This is a genomic window from Arcobacter venerupis, assembly GCF_013201665.1.
Classification (GTDB): domain Bacteria; phylum Campylobacterota; class Campylobacteria; order Campylobacterales; family Arcobacteraceae; genus Aliarcobacter; species Aliarcobacter venerupis.
On record NZ_CP053840.1, the window covers coordinates 2,804,648 to 2,819,777 of the forward strand.

Genomic DNA, 15,130 nt, shown 5'->3' on the forward strand with positions numbered 1-15,130 from the left:
AGTATATTTAGAAAAAAAATTATTCTCTATCGCATATTATTGAATATGCACAATAAGTACAATTAGATTTATCATTGCATTTTGAAAATGAAATTTCATTTTTTGAACTTTCTTTTAATTCGTTAAACTTTTCACATAATAACTCAAGTTTTTTATCCAATGCAATTTCACAAATAAGTGAAGTATTATTTAAATCATAATAATAAGCTTCAATTCTTTGTGTTTTATAAAGTTCACTCATTGCAAGATAATAAAATTCTAATTGAAAATCATCTGTTTTTTCATAATTTTTCAAAGTATCAACACTCAATGAACTAGAAGTTTTATAATCTATAACTTCATAAGTATCGCCATTCATATCAATTCTATCAATAACACCTCTGATTTTTATTCCCTCAAATTCACATTCAAAAGTTTTTTCTAAAGCAATTATTTTTCTATTTTTTAATCTATCTTTTTCATATAAATAAAAATCATAAAGTTTCTTTTTCCATATTTCTAAATCTAAAATCAAAAATGGATTTGTACTTTTATACTTATTAAATAAATCTTCAATTTTTTCAAAAGAGAGTTCATTTGAATTTTCATTAGCAGTATAATAATCTTCTAAAATTGAGTGAATAATTTCACCTAATTCATAAGCTTTAGGTTTTAAAGAAACAGTGTGTTCTCTTATTTTTAAAATATTTTGTAAATAAAATTTTCTTTTACACTGTAAATAAGTTCGTAATGATGTTGCAGACCAAGTAATTTTTGATAAATCAATCTTAGCTATTATTTCCTCTTCAAAATGATTGATTTTATGATTATTATAAAGAATATGTTTATACATATTATCATTGGTATCCGTTTTAATATGAGTATTAAATAGTTCATTTGCAAATCTTGATATTTGATTTGTATCTGAATTAACATATGATATAAATACATTTTTTGATGAGCCAATCAATCTTTTATAATAATATTTTTGTAAAGATTCTCTATCTGTTTGTGTTGGAAGCTGAGAGAGTTGTTTTAATTTTGTTGATAAAAACTTATCTTTAACAGAAATTTTTGGAATAAAAGATTCATTAAAATCACAAATTATAACTGTTTCAAAAGATACTGCTCTTGTTTCAAGAAGTCCTAAAACTGTTACTTTCCCTGAGTTTACATCATCTAAAGTAATTGAATTAAGTCTTTGTAAAAATATTTTATAAACATCTTTTAATAAAATATTATGATTAGTTGAAAATAATATAATATTTAGCTTATAGAGTAATTCATCATATTTTTCAAGTAAATCACCATTTTTTTCAAAAGATTTTATAAACTCAGAAATAACTAGAAAATTCTCTTTAGTGGCTTTTTTATTCCAAATAGTTCTAATATTTTTGTCAATGAATAACTTATCAATTCTAAAAAACTTCAAAAATTCAAGATGTTTTATTTCATCTTCATTTAAATATGAAAATATTGAATATGCAATTTGATATAAGTTTGCATTTTTAATACTTTTACCCATTGCGTAATTAAAATATCCTTCATTATCAAATAGTTGCAAGCTAACGGCAAAATTCTCATCTGGCAATACTAAAGCAATATTTGAAGGATTTACTCCATTTTGTACTGATTTTGTAATAATACTTTTAATATATGCAATTTGATTAAGTCTTGAAGAAAAACCTTTTAATTCTACAAATGCTAAATTATTTATAATCTTTTCTTCTTCTAAAATAAGTTTATTTGTTAAATCAATTTTATATTTATAATCTAGTTTTATATCAAAATTTAAACTATTAAAAACTTCAAGAGATTTTTGATTATATGTATTTGAATAAAAATTTATGTTTAAATTAACTACTTTTGATATTTTTTCAACTATGTCAAACTCAACTTTTGTGAAATATCCTTCGAAATGTAACTCTGCATTTTCAAATTTCTTTAAAAAACTTTCATTAATTCTATAGTGTTTTTCCATATTTATTCTATCAACATAAGAATTTTTTTCTAATATCTCTATGTAATTCTTTTTTATCATTTGAAGAATTTGTAAATGTTCAAAATAAAAATCGTAGGTATCAACATTTTGAATATCACTTATCTCTATTTTTTCACTTGCTAATTCTAAAAAGAATCTATATATGTAATCACTTTGTTTTAAAAATTTTGTAAAATTATTTGAAATTCCTAATTTCTCAATATTTATATCTTTAATAGCTTCATTTAAAAAAAGAACTCTTTGCTCTTCTTCGCAATATTTCATATTATCAAAAACTATTGATTTTTTAAAAAATTCATCTATTGTAAGTATAAAAGGTAAAAGAGTATTTGTACTTTTTTGTGTAGTAATAAAACTTCTAATCGCCCTTGATGTAGGGAAGATTAGAAGTTTTTTTTTAAATTGCATTTGTTTTTATATAGATATAACCTGTATTTTCATCAACTTTGAAGCTACCTGTTATAATCCAATTTGTTTCATCTTTAATTTCAAATAAAGAAGTAAATACTTTATCATTATTATGAAACTGTTCATTTTGCAAGATCAAATCAGAATTAGCAGAAATAGTTTTAGAAACTTCAAGCTCTATAGTTATATCTTTTTTCTCTTTCGTAATTTTATCAATAACAATTACTTTTAGTGTATTTTGACCTATTTTTAAAATGTTTTTATGTTCAGAATATTTTTCAATAACCCTTTGGGAAAATTTAATATCTGAAGTTGTTAAATCAAGTTTTTTATCATTTATATCTATTTCAAAGTCATATTTAGCCAAAAATACATCATTTGAAGTCATCATGTCATTATAATTTTCATCAACTTCTTGATACTTTTTCATAAAACTTTTATCTTCAATAACAGGTACAGAAACTGCACTTTTAACTGTCCAAACAATCATAGAAAATACGAAACCGAAAATTCCTATAAAAAATAAAGGCCAATAATTTCTTTTCATTATTCTACTTTCTCTTTCTTAATATAGCGTATGTGTAAGCTAATAATCCTAAAACAACTACTGAATACATAAAAACTCGCCAAATTGTACTTGATACCTTACCAGCATTTCCAATACTACTTTCTAATTTAACTTTTTTTGATTCAGCTATTGTATCTGCAATTGCTGCATATCCGTTTAAAGAAGCTGCACTAACTTTTGCAAAAAGTGTATTTTTATCATTTGAAGCTAATAAAGGCACAACATAACCATCTAAAATATCATTTTTATTTATAATGCCTTTTAGTTCATCACTAAATAATAAATTAACATGTGTTTCTTCAACAGAAATACTTAATAGTACATAAGGTTTTTCAAGAGTTTCTACTATTTTAGTTTCATTATTTTTGATAAAATCAATTTTATCTTTTGTACTAATATGTTCAGCTAATCCTAAAGTAGATTTTGCATATATGTATATATTAACACCTAATTTAGATTTAGTTTCATCACCTATTTGATTTATTTTTTCTATCGCTCTATTATCTATTAATTTATCATCATTTAAGATAAAATTCTGAGCGCTTAAGTTTTGGCAGAAAAAAAATAGAAGTGAAAAAATCACTCCTACTTTTATAAAATTATATCTTTTCATTAACCAACAAACACTTTTGCTGAATCAAAGAATCCATAATATACAGTCATTACAGCTGATACAACAAGTAAAATACCAATAATTTTTTCCATATCTTACCCCTTATTTACCAGAACCAACAAGTTGATACTGTTTATAATTATCTGAACTATTCATTTTTAAACCATTCAAATCTTGATTGATTTTATAAAAATTACTAGCCTCATTTTGTTGTACTTTTATCCCATTAAATGTTAATACACCTAATATTGTTAATAACAATACAACTGCTACTAACATACCTGTAATACCATTTAGTTTAAAAGTCCCTCTCTCATTCTCATTCATTTGTGTATTTCCAGCCATCTTACTCTCCTATACTTCTTAAGTATGTAGCTAATGCTTTCTCTTGTGTCTCATTTAATCTACCATCAAAACTTGGCATTGATCCAATAGCACCTTTTTTACCATTTTTTAGTACAGCTGTTACTAAAGCATCATCATAAGCTCTGATATTTGGAGCTACAAACTCCATACCTTTTCCATCATCACCATGACAACCAGCACAAGTAGCAAATGAAGCAGGTTGTTCACCTTTAAATCCACCAGCAACATAATCAGCAACTGCATTTATATCTGCATCTTCTGTTAACATCATTGGAGGCATTCCAGCTGGATATACTGTTTTTAAGTTATTCGCACCATTTTTAATAACATAAACAACTTGCTCTTTTGACATTCTTTTTGTTAAGTTATGAGCTTTACCATCAATTCCCTCAGCATCTACACCATGACAAGGTGCACATTGTACTAAGAAAGTTGATTGACCCATAGCTTTTAAAGTCTCATCTGATGGGTTTTCCCATTTCTTCTCAAATTTTGCATTATATTCTAATGTCTCTTCATTCCATTGACCAACTTGTGAAAATCCATTTATTGGATAACCAACAGTAAAATACCAGAACATCCAAATTATTGTTCCTATAAATGCTAATGCCCAACCAGTTGGAACTTGGTTTTTATATTCACCAATCCCATCCCATTTCTCTTCTGCTAATTCACCACTTGCTGTATCATTTTTCATTTGATTAACATATTTTAATGCAACAAATACAGTAATTGTAATAATAGCTACTGCACCCAGCATTGTTAAGCTGTTAATATAATCATCACCATTAAAAGCATCACCTGCTACAAAGTAAGTTCCTGCTAATAAAGCGATGATAAGAATTATTCCACCTATAACCATAGATTTCATCTTATTTCTCCTTATTATCTATATCTTTATCATTTTTTCTTTCTTCAAGAGGAACTGAAACACTTGAATCATCATGTACAAGTTTTGAATATTTTTCATAATCTCTCTCTCCTGTTTTATCCCTTTTATATATTGAATAAGCATAAGAGTAAAAAATAATAAATATTACTAAAATCAAAAAGAATTTAGCATACCCTTGTAATGTTAAAAGTGTTTCATAATCCATAACAACCTCTATTTTAAAGAATTTAAATATGCAATTAATGCAACTATTTCAGGAATTTGACCGTTTGCAACAGCATCTTTTATAGCTTCATTTTTCATATCAGCAGCAATAGCTTTTGCATCTTCTTTTGCTTTTGCAATTGCTGTAGCATAATCACCTAACTCTACATCAATTTTCCCATCACCATTTAAATCTTGATCATATGGTGTTGCAAACACTGTTTTTACTGTATATGCTTCTGCATATGCTGTATCTAAATCAGCTTTATTTGTAAATTGATGTTTATATGCTGGCATAATACTTCCAGGAACAACAGCTGATGGTTCATACATATGGTTTTCATGCCAATCTGTAGTTCTATAATTTCCAACTCTCATTAAATCTGGACCTGTTCTTTTTGATCCCCATAAGAATGGTCTATCATATGCATACTCACCACTTAATGAATACATCCCATATCTATCAGTCTCTGATTTAAATGGTCTAATTAATTGTGAGTGACAAGCATTACAAGAATCTTTTATATAAACTTGTCTACCTGCTAATTCTAATACACTGTATGGTTTTGTACCAACAGTTGGTCTACTTTGTTTTGCAAAATCTGGAATAACTTCAACAATACCCGCAAATGCAACGAATAAAAATACTAGTACCGCAAAGAAAAACGGTCTTTGTTCAAACCAATGAAACATAATTTCTCCTTTTCTTACGCAGCTACTGGTGTAGCATTTACTGGTTCTTTATCAAGTACTCTTCCACATCTAATAGTTTTATAAATATTATATGAGAACATAAAGAATCCAATTAGGTATAATAACCCACCAACTGCTCTAATTGTATAGTATGGATGTAATACAGTTACTGTATCAATAAATGAATATACTAAAGAACCATATTCATCATAAGCTCTCCACATCATACCTTGTGTAATACCTGCAATCCACATAGAAGTAAAGTATAAAACAATACCTGTAGTTTGTAACCAGAATTGTGTATCCATTAATGATTTAGAGTAAATCTCTCTTTTATACATTCTTGGAACCATATGGAATAGTGCTGCCATAATCATAAATACAACCCATCCTAAAACACCATCATGTACATGTCCTGGAATCCAGTCAGTAAAGTGTGCGATAGCATTTACAGATTTAATAGCTTGAATTGGTCCTTCAATAGTTGATAACATATAGAAAGTTGAAGCTAATACCATAAATTTAATTAGTGTATTTGTTTGTAATTGTTGCCACTCACCCTTCATTGTTAAAAGCATATTAATAGCTGATCCCCATGATGGTAAAATTAAAACAACTGACATAACAGAACCCATTGTTTGCATCCAGTCTGGAACAGTTGAATAAATAAGGTGGTGTCCACCAGCCCATAAATAAACAAATAATAATCCCCAGAATGCTAAAATAGAAAGTTTATAAGAATAAACATTCTGACCAGATTCTTTTGGTAAAAAGTAATAAATTAAAGCAATAATTGGAGTTGTAAAAACGAATGCAACAGCATTGTGTCCATACCACCATTGAACTAAGGCATCATTTGTACCTGAATACATAGAAACAGAGTGAATCCATGAACCATAACCAGATACTAAAGCTGTTGGAACTTCCATATTATTAAATAAATATAACATTGCAACTGCGATAAATGTAGCAATAAAATACCATAAAGAAATATAAAGAGTTCTTTCTCTTCTAATTCCAATTAATCCAAAAATTGAAATACCCCATAAAACCCACCAAACAACAACTAAGATATCTAAGGGCCATTCTAACTCAGCATATTCTTTTGAAGTTGTAATACCCATAAAAAGTGTAACAACTGCTAAAAGAATTGTAATAAAATATAACGCAAAGTGTAATTTAGCAATTGCCATTAAAAAAGGTGACTCTTTTAATGAAACTTTTAATACCCTTTGTGAAATATAATACCATCCTGCAAAAATACCACTTAGAGCAAAACCAAAAGCAACACCGTTAGTGTGTAAAGGTCTTAATCTACTGAATGTACCATATTCTCCAGCTAAATGATTTAACTGTGGAAACGCCAATTGAAACGCAAGTATAACACCAACTGTCATACCTATGATACCAAACAAAATTGTTGCAAATGTAAACGCTTTTGCAACTGAGTAATCGTACTCAATTTGTGCACCGTTTTGCATCAATCTCCTCCTACTAATTTTATATACAAGTCACAAAAATGTCACTCATTGCGGTAATCATAGCCAAGAGAAACTTAAAATTAACAAAAGAATTAACGAATAATTAACAAATAAAATGTATTTTTATTATAATTTTAACTTATAAAACAAGAGACTTTTTATCTTATTTGATGCCTTTTAATATCTGCTGAGTTTCTCTTTGCATCGTTTTAGCTTTCATATCTTCTCTTTTATCATGTAACTTTTTACCTTGAGCCGTTGCTACTTCAACCTTTATCATATTTTTATCATTAAAATATAATTTTGTAGCAATTAAAGTTATTCCATCTTTTGTAACTTTTGAAAATAATTTTGCAATTTGTTTTGAATGTAAAAGTAATTTTCTATCTTTTCTTTCATCTGGTCTATAAGTTGTATGAGTTGTACTTAAATGTGAAATATGCATGTTTAAAATAAATACTTCGCCTTTTATTATTCTAACAAATGAATCTTTTAAATTAATTCTTCCTTCACGAATAGCTTTTACTTCACTACCTTCAAGCATGATTCCTGCTTCTAATGTATCCATAATTGTAAAATCATGGAATGCTTTTCTATTTTTAAAAACTAAATTTTTTTTTGTATCTTTTTTATTTGACATGAGTTACCTTAAAAAATGAACTTCCACTTCCACTAAAAAACCAATTTTCTTTTGCATATTCTTCTAATTGTGAATATACACTTATTGCTGGTTCATATAAGTCATTAGCTTCTTTTATATCAAAATTACTTAAAATTTCTGTTGATTTCATTTTAAATAATCTATCTGATTCTTCTTTTGAAATCTGTTTATAAAATTTTTCTCTAAAAACTTTAAAAATTTCACCTGTATTACACTTGATTTTAGGAGTTATTGTTTGTATATCTAATATTTCTTCTTCAAATTTTTCAACAATTTCTCCAATACCAGTTACATTAGCACTATCGTATTCATAAACAAAGAAAGGGACATCTGCCCCAATTTTAACTGCTATATAACATAATTCATCTTTTGATAAATTTAGATTGCAATATTTATTTGCCATAAGTAAAAATGTAGCTGCATTTGAACTTCCACCACCAAGACCTGCAAACTCTGGAATATTTTTGTCAATTATCACACTATAATTTTTAAAAAACTCTTCAACACCTTCAAAATTTTCTATTAATTTGTATGCTTTATATACAGTGTTTGTCTCCATTTTGCAACCAAAATTTCCTATAATACAAAATGCTTTCCTGCTAGATTTAATAAACGAGATAGTATCATACAAACTATGTACTCTAACAAACCTAGATACAAGTTCATGATACTCATCTCTTTTTTTTGAAATTTTTAGAAAAATATTCACTTTAGCGTAAGATTTCTCACTCATTTCATTCATGCTTTTAGAACCTTATTTAATAAATATTTTACATCACCATCTTCTATTTCTATAATACTAAAAAATTTATCTGTAATAATTAGATATTTCCCATTTTCTTTTATTTCTAAATAATCTATAGAAATTTTTTTACCTGTGTTTAGCCATTCACTTGTACCAAAATATTTATTTATTGGTAAATCAATATAATCAAGAGGATCTAAATCTTTTTCATTATCATAAAAGAATGCACCTTCATTTATTCTTTCTAGATAAGAAAGAGTTCCAACTGTTCCTAATTTTTCTAATAATATTTGTGCAAAAGATCTAATATAAGAACCTTCGCTCACTGTTGTTTCAATTGTAATAAATGGATGTATATACGAAATAAACTTTGTATCATAAATATGCATATTACATTTATTTAATTCAACATCAAGACCTTGTCTTGCTAAATCATAAGCTCTCATTCCATCAACTTTTTTTGCAGAGAATTTAGGTGGAATATATTCTAAATCACCAATTAATGAATTTAATTCTAATTTAATATTTTCAACATTGATTTTATCAACTAAATCTACACTTATAACTTTTTCAATATCAAAAGATTCAGATTGAGCGCCTAACCAAACAACTGCTTTATATGTTTTTGGAGTTTTTTTCAAATATTTAAAAAGTTTAGAATATTGACCAAAGGCAACTATTAAACACCCTTTTGCAAAAGGGTCTAAAGTTCCACTAAATCCAGCTTTTTTATTTTTATATTTCTTTTTAATTTTTGTTAGATAAAAATTTGAACTCATAAACAAAGGCTTATTCACGACTATCAATTTATTAATTGATTCTTTATTATAAAATCTCTTTTGCAAAATTTTTCCGTTTATGCTTTTTGAACAAATGAAGATAAAATATCTCTATGTGTTCCGCCAAAATTTATTGTTAATTTATAATCTTTTCCAGCATTTGTAGATTTAATAACTCTTCCCATTCCAAAAATCTTATGTTGCACTAAATCACCTTTTCTAAAACCTGATTGTTTTTCAATAGTTAAGCATCCTTTTATAAGTCCACTTTCACTTAAAAACCTACTTTTTATTAATGTGGTTCTTTTCCCTTTATAAAATCTTGAATGAACAAATGATAAAGTTAGATTATCCATAGCTCTTGTAATTGCCACATAACCTAATCTTCTTTCTTCTTCCAAATCACTTCCATCACCAACAATTGGGAAAAATCCTTCTTCAAAGCCAATAATAAAAAGTTTTTTAAACTCTAAACCTTTAGAAGCATGAATACTCATCATTGAAACAGCTTCTCCATTATATTCATCTTTTTCACTCTCAAGTGCAATTTCATTTAAAAAATCTTTTAAATCTAAGTGTGGATTTTGAATAAAATAATCTCTAATATATCCATAAAACTCATCAATATTAGCTTGTCGTTCAAATCCATCTGGAAGATTATCATATGATGCTCTATAATCAAATGTTTCTTCAAAAGTGTCAAAAAATTTCATTTTTGACTCTTCTAATAACTCTTTTAAATCTAAAATAGAAGCTTCAAATACCTTTAGAGTTCTTGCATTTTTTTTACCTACAATTGAGCTTATCTCTTCTGAATCTAATTGTTGTATTAAATCAAAAATTGATTTACCGCTTTCAATTGACTTTGCCTCAAGTTTATCAATTGTTGTTTTACCTATTCCACGTTTTGGTTTATTTATAACTCTTTTGATTGAAAAGTTATCATTAGCATTTGTAAGAATTCTAAAATATGCAATTAAATCTTTAATTTCAGTTCTTTCGTAAAATTTCATTCCTCCAACTAATTTATAGTTTAAACCTGCTTTGTTAAAACCCTCTTCTAAAGATCTTGATAGGGCATTTACTCTAAATAATATTGCAATATTTTTAGGACTAGTTCCCTCATCAATTAATTGTTTAATATCTTCTATTATTTTTCTTGTTTCTTCATTTTCATCTTGTGATTCATAAACTCTGATTGAATCACCTTTTTGTCTTGTTCCAATAAGTCTTTTCCCAAGTCTATCTCTATTGTGTTCAATCAATTGATTCGCATGATTTAAAATAGTATCTGTTGATCTATAATTTTCTTCAAGTTTAACAACATTTGTATCTTCAAAATGTTCTGAGAAATTAAGAATATTTTTTATAGTTGCACCACGCCATCCATAAATTGATTGATCATCATCACCAACAACACAAAGATTATTATGACTTGAACATAAAAGTCTTAAAAGTCTATATTGTAACTCATTTGTATCTTGGTACTCATCTACCATTATATACTGATATTTTTGACTTATTTCATTTGCAAGTTTTTCATTTTTACTTAATATTCTATATGGAAGTAATAATAAATCATCAAAATCTACAAGATTATTTTTTTCTAAATATGCTTCATATTTTTCATAAATTTCTGCGATTTGTTGATAGAGTTTTAATTGAGCTGCACTTTTTGCTTCACTTGGAGTTAAGAGTGAATTTTTATATTTTGAAATTTCTGCTACTAATAATGATGTTGTAATATCTTTATCAATAGATTTTATTATTCTTTTTTTATCATCTGTATCAATTATTATGAAATTATTCTTTCTATTTAATTCACTCATATGAAATTTTAAAAATAAAAGTCCAAATTTATGGAAAGTACATAATAAAGGTGGAGTATTTATCATTGAAGAATCAAGCATACTAAAAGCTCTTTCTCTCATTTCACTTGCTGCTTTATTTGTAAAAGTAAGAGTTAAAATTGACCTAGGATCAATACCTATTGATATTAAAAATGCAAGTCTAGTTGTGATAGTTTTAGTTTTACCAGAACCAGCACCAGCAAGTATAAGCATTGGGCCATCGATATGTTGTGCAGCTGTTTTCTGCGATTCATTTAATGATAATAATAAATTTTCAGACATTTTTTCTCCAATATTAGATTATTATATCATATATTAAATAAATTCATTATTGCTCTTAATTATTCTATATATAAATAAATGTTATCATAATCATAATTTATTTTATGGAGGTTATGATGCTTACTGATTTTGCAAAATTAGAAACTTTTCTTACAGTTGTAAGAGAAAAATCTTTTTCAAAAGCTTCAGCAAAACTTGGCATTTCGCAACCTGCTGTTACACAACAAATGAAATTTATTGAAGATTATTTAGATGTTCAAGTAGTTGACCGAAAAAAGAATGGTATTAGACTTACCAAAGAAGGACAAATGCTTCACGCTATTGCTTTAAAGATTGAAAAATGTGTTGCAAATGGTGAAAAAGAGTTATTAAAAATTATGAATAAAAATGTAACCTTTGTATTTGGAGCATCTTTTATAATAGGAAATTATATATTACCTAGATTTTTAAATAATTTAAAAGAGAATATTCACAATGATGTTTCAATAAATGTTTCTGTTTCGCATGAAGCAATAGAAGATTTATTAGATAAAAAAATAGACATAGCTTTAGTTGAAAATTATGTTCCAAATGATGATATAGTTTATAGGGAATGGATGGAAGATGAAATTGTAATTTTTTCTAACCAAAAATTACCAGCAAAGGCTAAAGCAGAGGATTTATTATCTTATAAATGGGTATGTAGAAATCCTGAATCAAATACTAGATTATTATTTAAAGAAAATCTTGAAAAAGCAAATTTCCCTGATTGTGATACTTTTAATGTTACAAGTGAAGTTACATCAGCAACAACAATAGTGCAAACAGTTTTACATTCAGATAAAAATCAAACACCAACTGTTTCTATTGTTTCAAGAAATGCAATAGATTCACTTTTAAAATCTGGGGCTTTATTTGAATCAAGAATTAATAATCAAAAAATGTTAAGAAAATTATATATAGCATATAGAAAAGATAGAAAGCATGATGCATTTATAGAAAATGTTGTAGACTATCTACTTAAAATGAAATAATATTAGGGTAAAAAAGCCCTAATACATTTTATCAATAAATCTCTCTTTTAATCAAATTTTTAAAAAAGGTAAAAAATGGATTCAATAGATAAAATAGAACTTACATATCTTCAAATAGAAGACCACCAAAACATAGTTTCATTAATGAATGACGAATACAAAGATTTAGAAGATTCAAGTTGGTCAATGGAAGAATATTCAACATTATTAAAAAAATTTCCCAAAGGTCAAGTTGCCATTAAAATAGATGGTGAATTAGCAGGTTTTGCACTTAGTATTGTTGTAGATTATAATAAATTTGATGATTCTCACACCTACAAAGAAATCACTGGAAACTACACTTTTAACACCCACGATAACAATGGAGACACTCTTTATGGAGTTGATGTTTTTGTTAGTAAAAAATATAGAGGATTACGATTAGGACGAAGACTTTATGAATTTAGACAAGAGCTTTGTGAAGAGTTAAATTTAAAAGGAATTATTTTTGGGGGAAGACTTCCAAATTATAAAAAATATTCTGAAAGTTTAACACCAAAAGAGTATATTTCAAAAGTTAGAGAAAGAGAAATTTATGATCCTGTATTAAACTTTCAACTTTCAAATGATTTTTATGTAAAAAGGGTTTTGAAAAACTACCTTGAAGGTGATATAGAAAGTTGTGAATATGCTTCTTTATTAGCATGGGATAATATCTACTATACAAAACCATCTATAAAACCTATGCATCAAAAAACTGTTATCAGATTAGGACTTATTCAATGGCAAGTAAGACCATATAAAAATATTGAAGAAGTTCTAGAACAAGCGGAATATTTTGTTGATGCTGTGTCGAATTATAGAAGTGATTTTGCTTTATTCCCAGAGTTTTTTAATGCTCCACTTATGGCTGCTTTTAATCATTTAGGAGAAGCTGAAGCAATAAGAAAATTAGCTAAATTCACACCAAAATTCAAAGAAGAGTTTTCAAGACTTGCTATTGCTTATAATATTAATATTATTACGGGAAGCATGCCTGAGTTAGTTAATGGTAACTTATATAATGTTGGTTTTGTATGTAAAAGAGATGGTTCAGTTGAGAAATATGCAAAAATACATGTAACTCCTGATGAGAAAAAAGTTTGGGGATTAAAAGGTTCAAATAGTATAAAAACATTTGATACAGATTGTGGAAAAATTGGTGTTTTAATTTGTTATGATAGTGAATTCCCTGAGTTAGGAAGAATATTAGCAAAAGAGGGAATGGATATTTTATTTATACCCTTTTTAACTGATACACAAAATGGATATTCAAGAGTAAAAATTTGTGCCCAAGCTAGAGCTGTTGAAAATGAATGTTATGTTGCAATTGCAGGATGCGTAGGTAATCTTCCTAAAGTTGCCAATATGGATATTCAATACGCTCAATCAGCTGTATTTACCCCTTGTGATTTTGCGTTTCCACCAAATGGAATAAAAGCAGAATCAACTCCAAATACTGAAATGATTTTAGTGGCTGATGTTGATTTAGAATTGTTAAAAGAACTTCATAATTTAGGAAGTGTAACTAATTTAAAAGATAGAAGAACTGATATTTATGAAGTAGAATTAAAAAGTTAAGATTAGAGTTTTAAAACTCTAATTCTTAGTTTTTAGTAATTTAATCCCTCTTTTTCTAAAGCCAATCTGATATTTTTCATTTGGGTATGTTTATCTCTACACCAATCAGGTGATAAAAGTGTACTGTCATTAATTCCAGCAGTTATTCTTTGAATAGAAATATTTTCAGGTAAATCTTTAATTGACTTAACAACTGTATCAATATAAAGTTCTTCACTAATCGGAGTAAATCTACCTTTTTTAAATTCATTTGTTAAAAGTGTATTTTTCACAACATATAAAGGATGAAATTTGATAGAATCTACCTTTAACTCAACTGTTTGTCTAAATGTTTCAAGCATCATTTCTTGTGTTTCATTTGGTAAACCATAAATCAAATGTCCGCAAACATTTAATCCTTTTTCTTTACTTCTATTAATCCAATATCTCATATTAGAAGCGTTGTCCCCACGATTTATATTGATTAATGTTTCATCATAAAAAGATTGAATACCAAACTCTATCCATATCTCTTTATTTTTTGATAAATCAACTAAATAATCTAGTATTTCATCTGTAACACAATCTGTTCTCGTTCCAATACTTAAACCAACTACATTATCAAAACTTAATGCTTTTTCATATAAGGCTTTTAGCGTTGCAAAAGGGGCATAAGTATTTGTAAAAGATTGAAAATAAACCAAAAATTTTTTAGTTCCAAATTTATTTTCTAATCTTTTTTTTGTTGCAGTAAACTGCATTTCTAATTGTTTTAATTGATTGTCTAAATATGGATTTTCATTAATTCTAGGATTTAGTTTAAACTTAGTTTTTTTCTCTTGCAGATTAGGAGAAAAGGAGTCATTTTCACAAAATGAACATCCTCCTTTTGCCACAGTTCCATCAATATTTGGACAAGTAAAACCAGATATTGAGATAGGAACTTTATAAACTTTTTCACCAAACTTATTTTTTAAATATCTTCCGATAGTTAATACATTTTTTAATTCACTCAT

Annotated in this window: 15 protein-coding genes; 2 read left to right on the forward strand and 13 right to left on the reverse strand. The window is 26.9% G+C overall.

What is annotated here, in order from left to right; genetic code table 11:
• Positions 1–19: 19 nt before the first annotated feature.
• The 12 genes from AVENP_RS13915 to AVENP_RS13970 all read right to left on the reverse strand — a co-directional run bounded on the left by AVENP_RS13915 (position 20) and on the right by AVENP_RS13970 (position 11,523).
• The gene (locus AVENP_RS13915) at positions 20–2,389 is read right to left on the reverse strand and encodes a PD-(D/E)XK nuclease family protein (RefSeq protein WP_128359983.1); all 2,370 of its coding nucleotides are present in this window, start codon (positions 2,387–2,389) and stop codon (positions 20–22) included.
• Positions 2,379–2,936 (reverse strand): hypothetical protein, encoded by a 558-nt coding sequence (locus tag AVENP_RS13920; RefSeq protein WP_128359984.1) that lies wholly within the window; start codon positions 2,934–2,936, stop codon positions 2,379–2,381. The genes AVENP_RS13915 and AVENP_RS13920 overlap by 11 nt, the downstream gene beginning before the upstream one ends.
• 4 nt (positions 2,937–2,940) lie before the next feature.
• Positions 2,941–3,570: a hypothetical protein gene (locus AVENP_RS13925; protein WP_128359985.1), complete on the reverse strand. Its 630-nt coding sequence runs from the start codon at positions 3,568–3,570 to the stop codon at positions 2,941–2,943.
• 102 nt (positions 3,571–3,672) lie between these two features.
• Entirely contained in the window at positions 3,673–3,915 is a 243-nt protein-coding gene (locus tag AVENP_RS13930) for a DUF4006 family protein (protein ID WP_128360385.1), read from the reverse strand.
• Between the two features lies 1 nt (position 3,916).
• Positions 3,917–4,807, reverse strand: a complete 891-nt coding sequence (locus tag AVENP_RS13935; RefSeq protein ID WP_128360386.1) for a c-type cytochrome — start codon at positions 4,805–4,807, stop codon at positions 3,917–3,919.
• A 1-nt stretch (position 4,808) separates the two neighbouring features.
• A complete protein-coding gene (locus AVENP_RS13940; RefSeq protein ID WP_128360422.1) occupies positions 4,809–5,033 on the reverse strand; it encodes a CcoQ/FixQ family Cbb3-type cytochrome c oxidase assembly chaperone in 225 nt (74 codons plus the stop codon).
• 8 nt (positions 5,034–5,041) lie between these two features.
• Complete coding sequence (gene ccoO / locus AVENP_RS13945) at positions 5,042–5,725, reverse strand: cytochrome-c oxidase, cbb3-type subunit II (protein ID WP_128360382.1); 684 nt, start codon at positions 5,723–5,725, stop codon at positions 5,042–5,044.
• A gap of 14 nt (positions 5,726–5,739) precedes the next feature.
• A complete protein-coding gene (gene ccoN / locus AVENP_RS13950; RefSeq protein WP_172664325.1) occupies positions 5,740–7,206 on the reverse strand; it encodes a cytochrome-c oxidase, cbb3-type subunit I in 1,467 nt (488 codons plus the stop codon).
• Between the two features lie 163 nt (positions 7,207–7,369).
• Positions 7,370–7,846 carry an SsrA-binding protein SmpB gene (gene smpB / locus AVENP_RS13955; RefSeq protein WP_128359987.1) on the reverse strand — a complete coding sequence of 159 codons (477 nt, stop codon included), beginning with the start codon at positions 7,844–7,846 and terminating at the stop codon, positions 7,370–7,372.
• Complete coding sequence (locus tag AVENP_RS13960) at positions 7,836–8,600, reverse strand: 4-(cytidine 5'-diphospho)-2-C-methyl-D-erythritol kinase (protein ID WP_128360078.1); 765 nt, start codon at positions 8,598–8,600, stop codon at positions 7,836–7,838. The genes smpB and AVENP_RS13960 overlap by 11 nt, the downstream gene beginning before the upstream one ends.
• Positions 8,601–8,605: 5 nt before the next feature.
• Positions 8,606–9,457 carry a tRNA pseudouridine(55) synthase TruB gene (truB, locus tag AVENP_RS13965; protein ID WP_128359988.1) on the reverse strand — a complete coding sequence of 284 codons (852 nt, stop codon included), beginning with the start codon at positions 9,455–9,457 and terminating at the stop codon, positions 8,606–8,608.
• 11 nt (positions 9,458–9,468) lie between these two features.
• Positions 9,469–11,523: an ATP-dependent helicase gene (locus AVENP_RS13970; protein ID WP_128359989.1), complete on the reverse strand. Its 2,055-nt coding sequence runs from the start codon at positions 11,521–11,523 to the stop codon at positions 9,469–9,471.
• A gap of 116 nt (positions 11,524–11,639) precedes the next feature.
• Here AVENP_RS13970 and AVENP_RS13975 point away from each other — a divergent pair, with 116 nt between their 5' ends.
• Positions 11,640–12,536, forward strand: a complete 897-nt coding sequence (locus tag AVENP_RS13975) for a LysR family transcriptional regulator (RefSeq protein WP_128359990.1) — start codon at positions 11,640–11,642, stop codon at positions 12,534–12,536.
• Positions 12,537–12,611: 75 nt separating this feature from the next.
• On the forward strand, positions 12,612–14,135 hold the full coding sequence (locus AVENP_RS13980; RefSeq protein WP_128359991.1) for a bifunctional GNAT family N-acetyltransferase/carbon-nitrogen hydrolase family protein: 1,524 nt from the start codon (positions 12,612–12,614) through the stop codon (positions 14,133–14,135).
• Between the two features lie 32 nt (positions 14,136–14,167).
• Here the strand turns inward: AVENP_RS13980 and mnmL are convergent, their stop codons facing one another.
• Entirely contained in the window at positions 14,168–15,130 is a 963-nt protein-coding gene (gene mnmL / locus AVENP_RS13985; protein WP_128359992.1) for a tRNA modification radical SAM protein MnmL/YtqA, read from the reverse strand.

What these genes read in the sequence shown, in the direction of transcription:
- AVENP_RS13915 (WP_128359983.1), bottom strand. Translation starts at nt 2,389, where the DNA reads ATGCAATTTAAAAAAAAACTTCTAATCTTCCCTACATCAAGGGCGATT.
- AVENP_RS13920 (WP_128359984.1), bottom strand. Translation starts at nt 2,936, where the DNA reads ATGAAAAGAAATTATTGGCCTTTATTTTTTATAGGAATTTTCGGTTTC.
- AVENP_RS13925 (WP_128359985.1), bottom strand. Translation starts at nt 3,570, where the DNA reads ATGAAAAGATATAATTTTATAAAAGTAGGAGTGATTTTTTCACTTCTA.
- AVENP_RS13930 (WP_128360385.1), bottom strand. Translation starts at nt 3,915, where the DNA reads ATGGCTGGAAATACACAAATGAATGAGAATGAGAGAGGGACTTTTAAA.
- AVENP_RS13935 (WP_128360386.1), bottom strand. Translation starts at nt 4,807, where the DNA reads ATGAAATCTATGGTTATAGGTGGAATAATTCTTATCATCGCTTTATTA.
- AVENP_RS13940 (WP_128360422.1), bottom strand. Translation starts at nt 5,033, where the DNA reads ATGGATTATGAAACACTTTTAACATTACAAGGGTATGCTAAATTCTTT.
- ccoO (WP_128360382.1), bottom strand. Translation starts at nt 5,725, where the DNA reads ATGTTTCATTGGTTTGAACAAAGACCGTTTTTCTTTGCGGTACTAGTA.
- ccoN (WP_172664325.1), bottom strand. Translation starts at nt 7,206, where the DNA reads ATGCAAAACGGTGCACAAATTGAGTACGATTACTCAGTTGCAAAAGCG.
- smpB (WP_128359987.1), bottom strand. Translation starts at nt 7,846, where the DNA reads ATGTCAAATAAAAAAGATACAAAAAAAAATTTAGTTTTTAAAAATAGA.
- AVENP_RS13960 (WP_128360078.1), bottom strand. Translation starts at nt 8,600, where the DNA reads ATGAGTGAGAAATCTTACGCTAAAGTGAATATTTTTCTAAAAATTTCA.
- AVENP_RS13970 (WP_128359989.1), bottom strand. Translation starts at nt 11,523, where the DNA reads ATGTCTGAAAATTTATTATTATCATTAAATGAATCGCAGAAAACAGCT.
- AVENP_RS13975 (WP_128359990.1), top strand. Translation starts at nt 11,640, where the DNA reads ATGCTTACTGATTTTGCAAAATTAGAAACTTTTCTTACAGTTGTAAGA.
- AVENP_RS13980 (WP_128359991.1), top strand. Translation starts at nt 12,612, where the DNA reads ATGGATTCAATAGATAAAATAGAACTTACATATCTTCAAATAGAAGAC.
- mnmL (WP_128359992.1), bottom strand. Translation starts at nt 15,130, where the DNA reads ATGAGTGAATTAAAAAATGTATTAACTATCGGAAGATATTTAAAAAAT.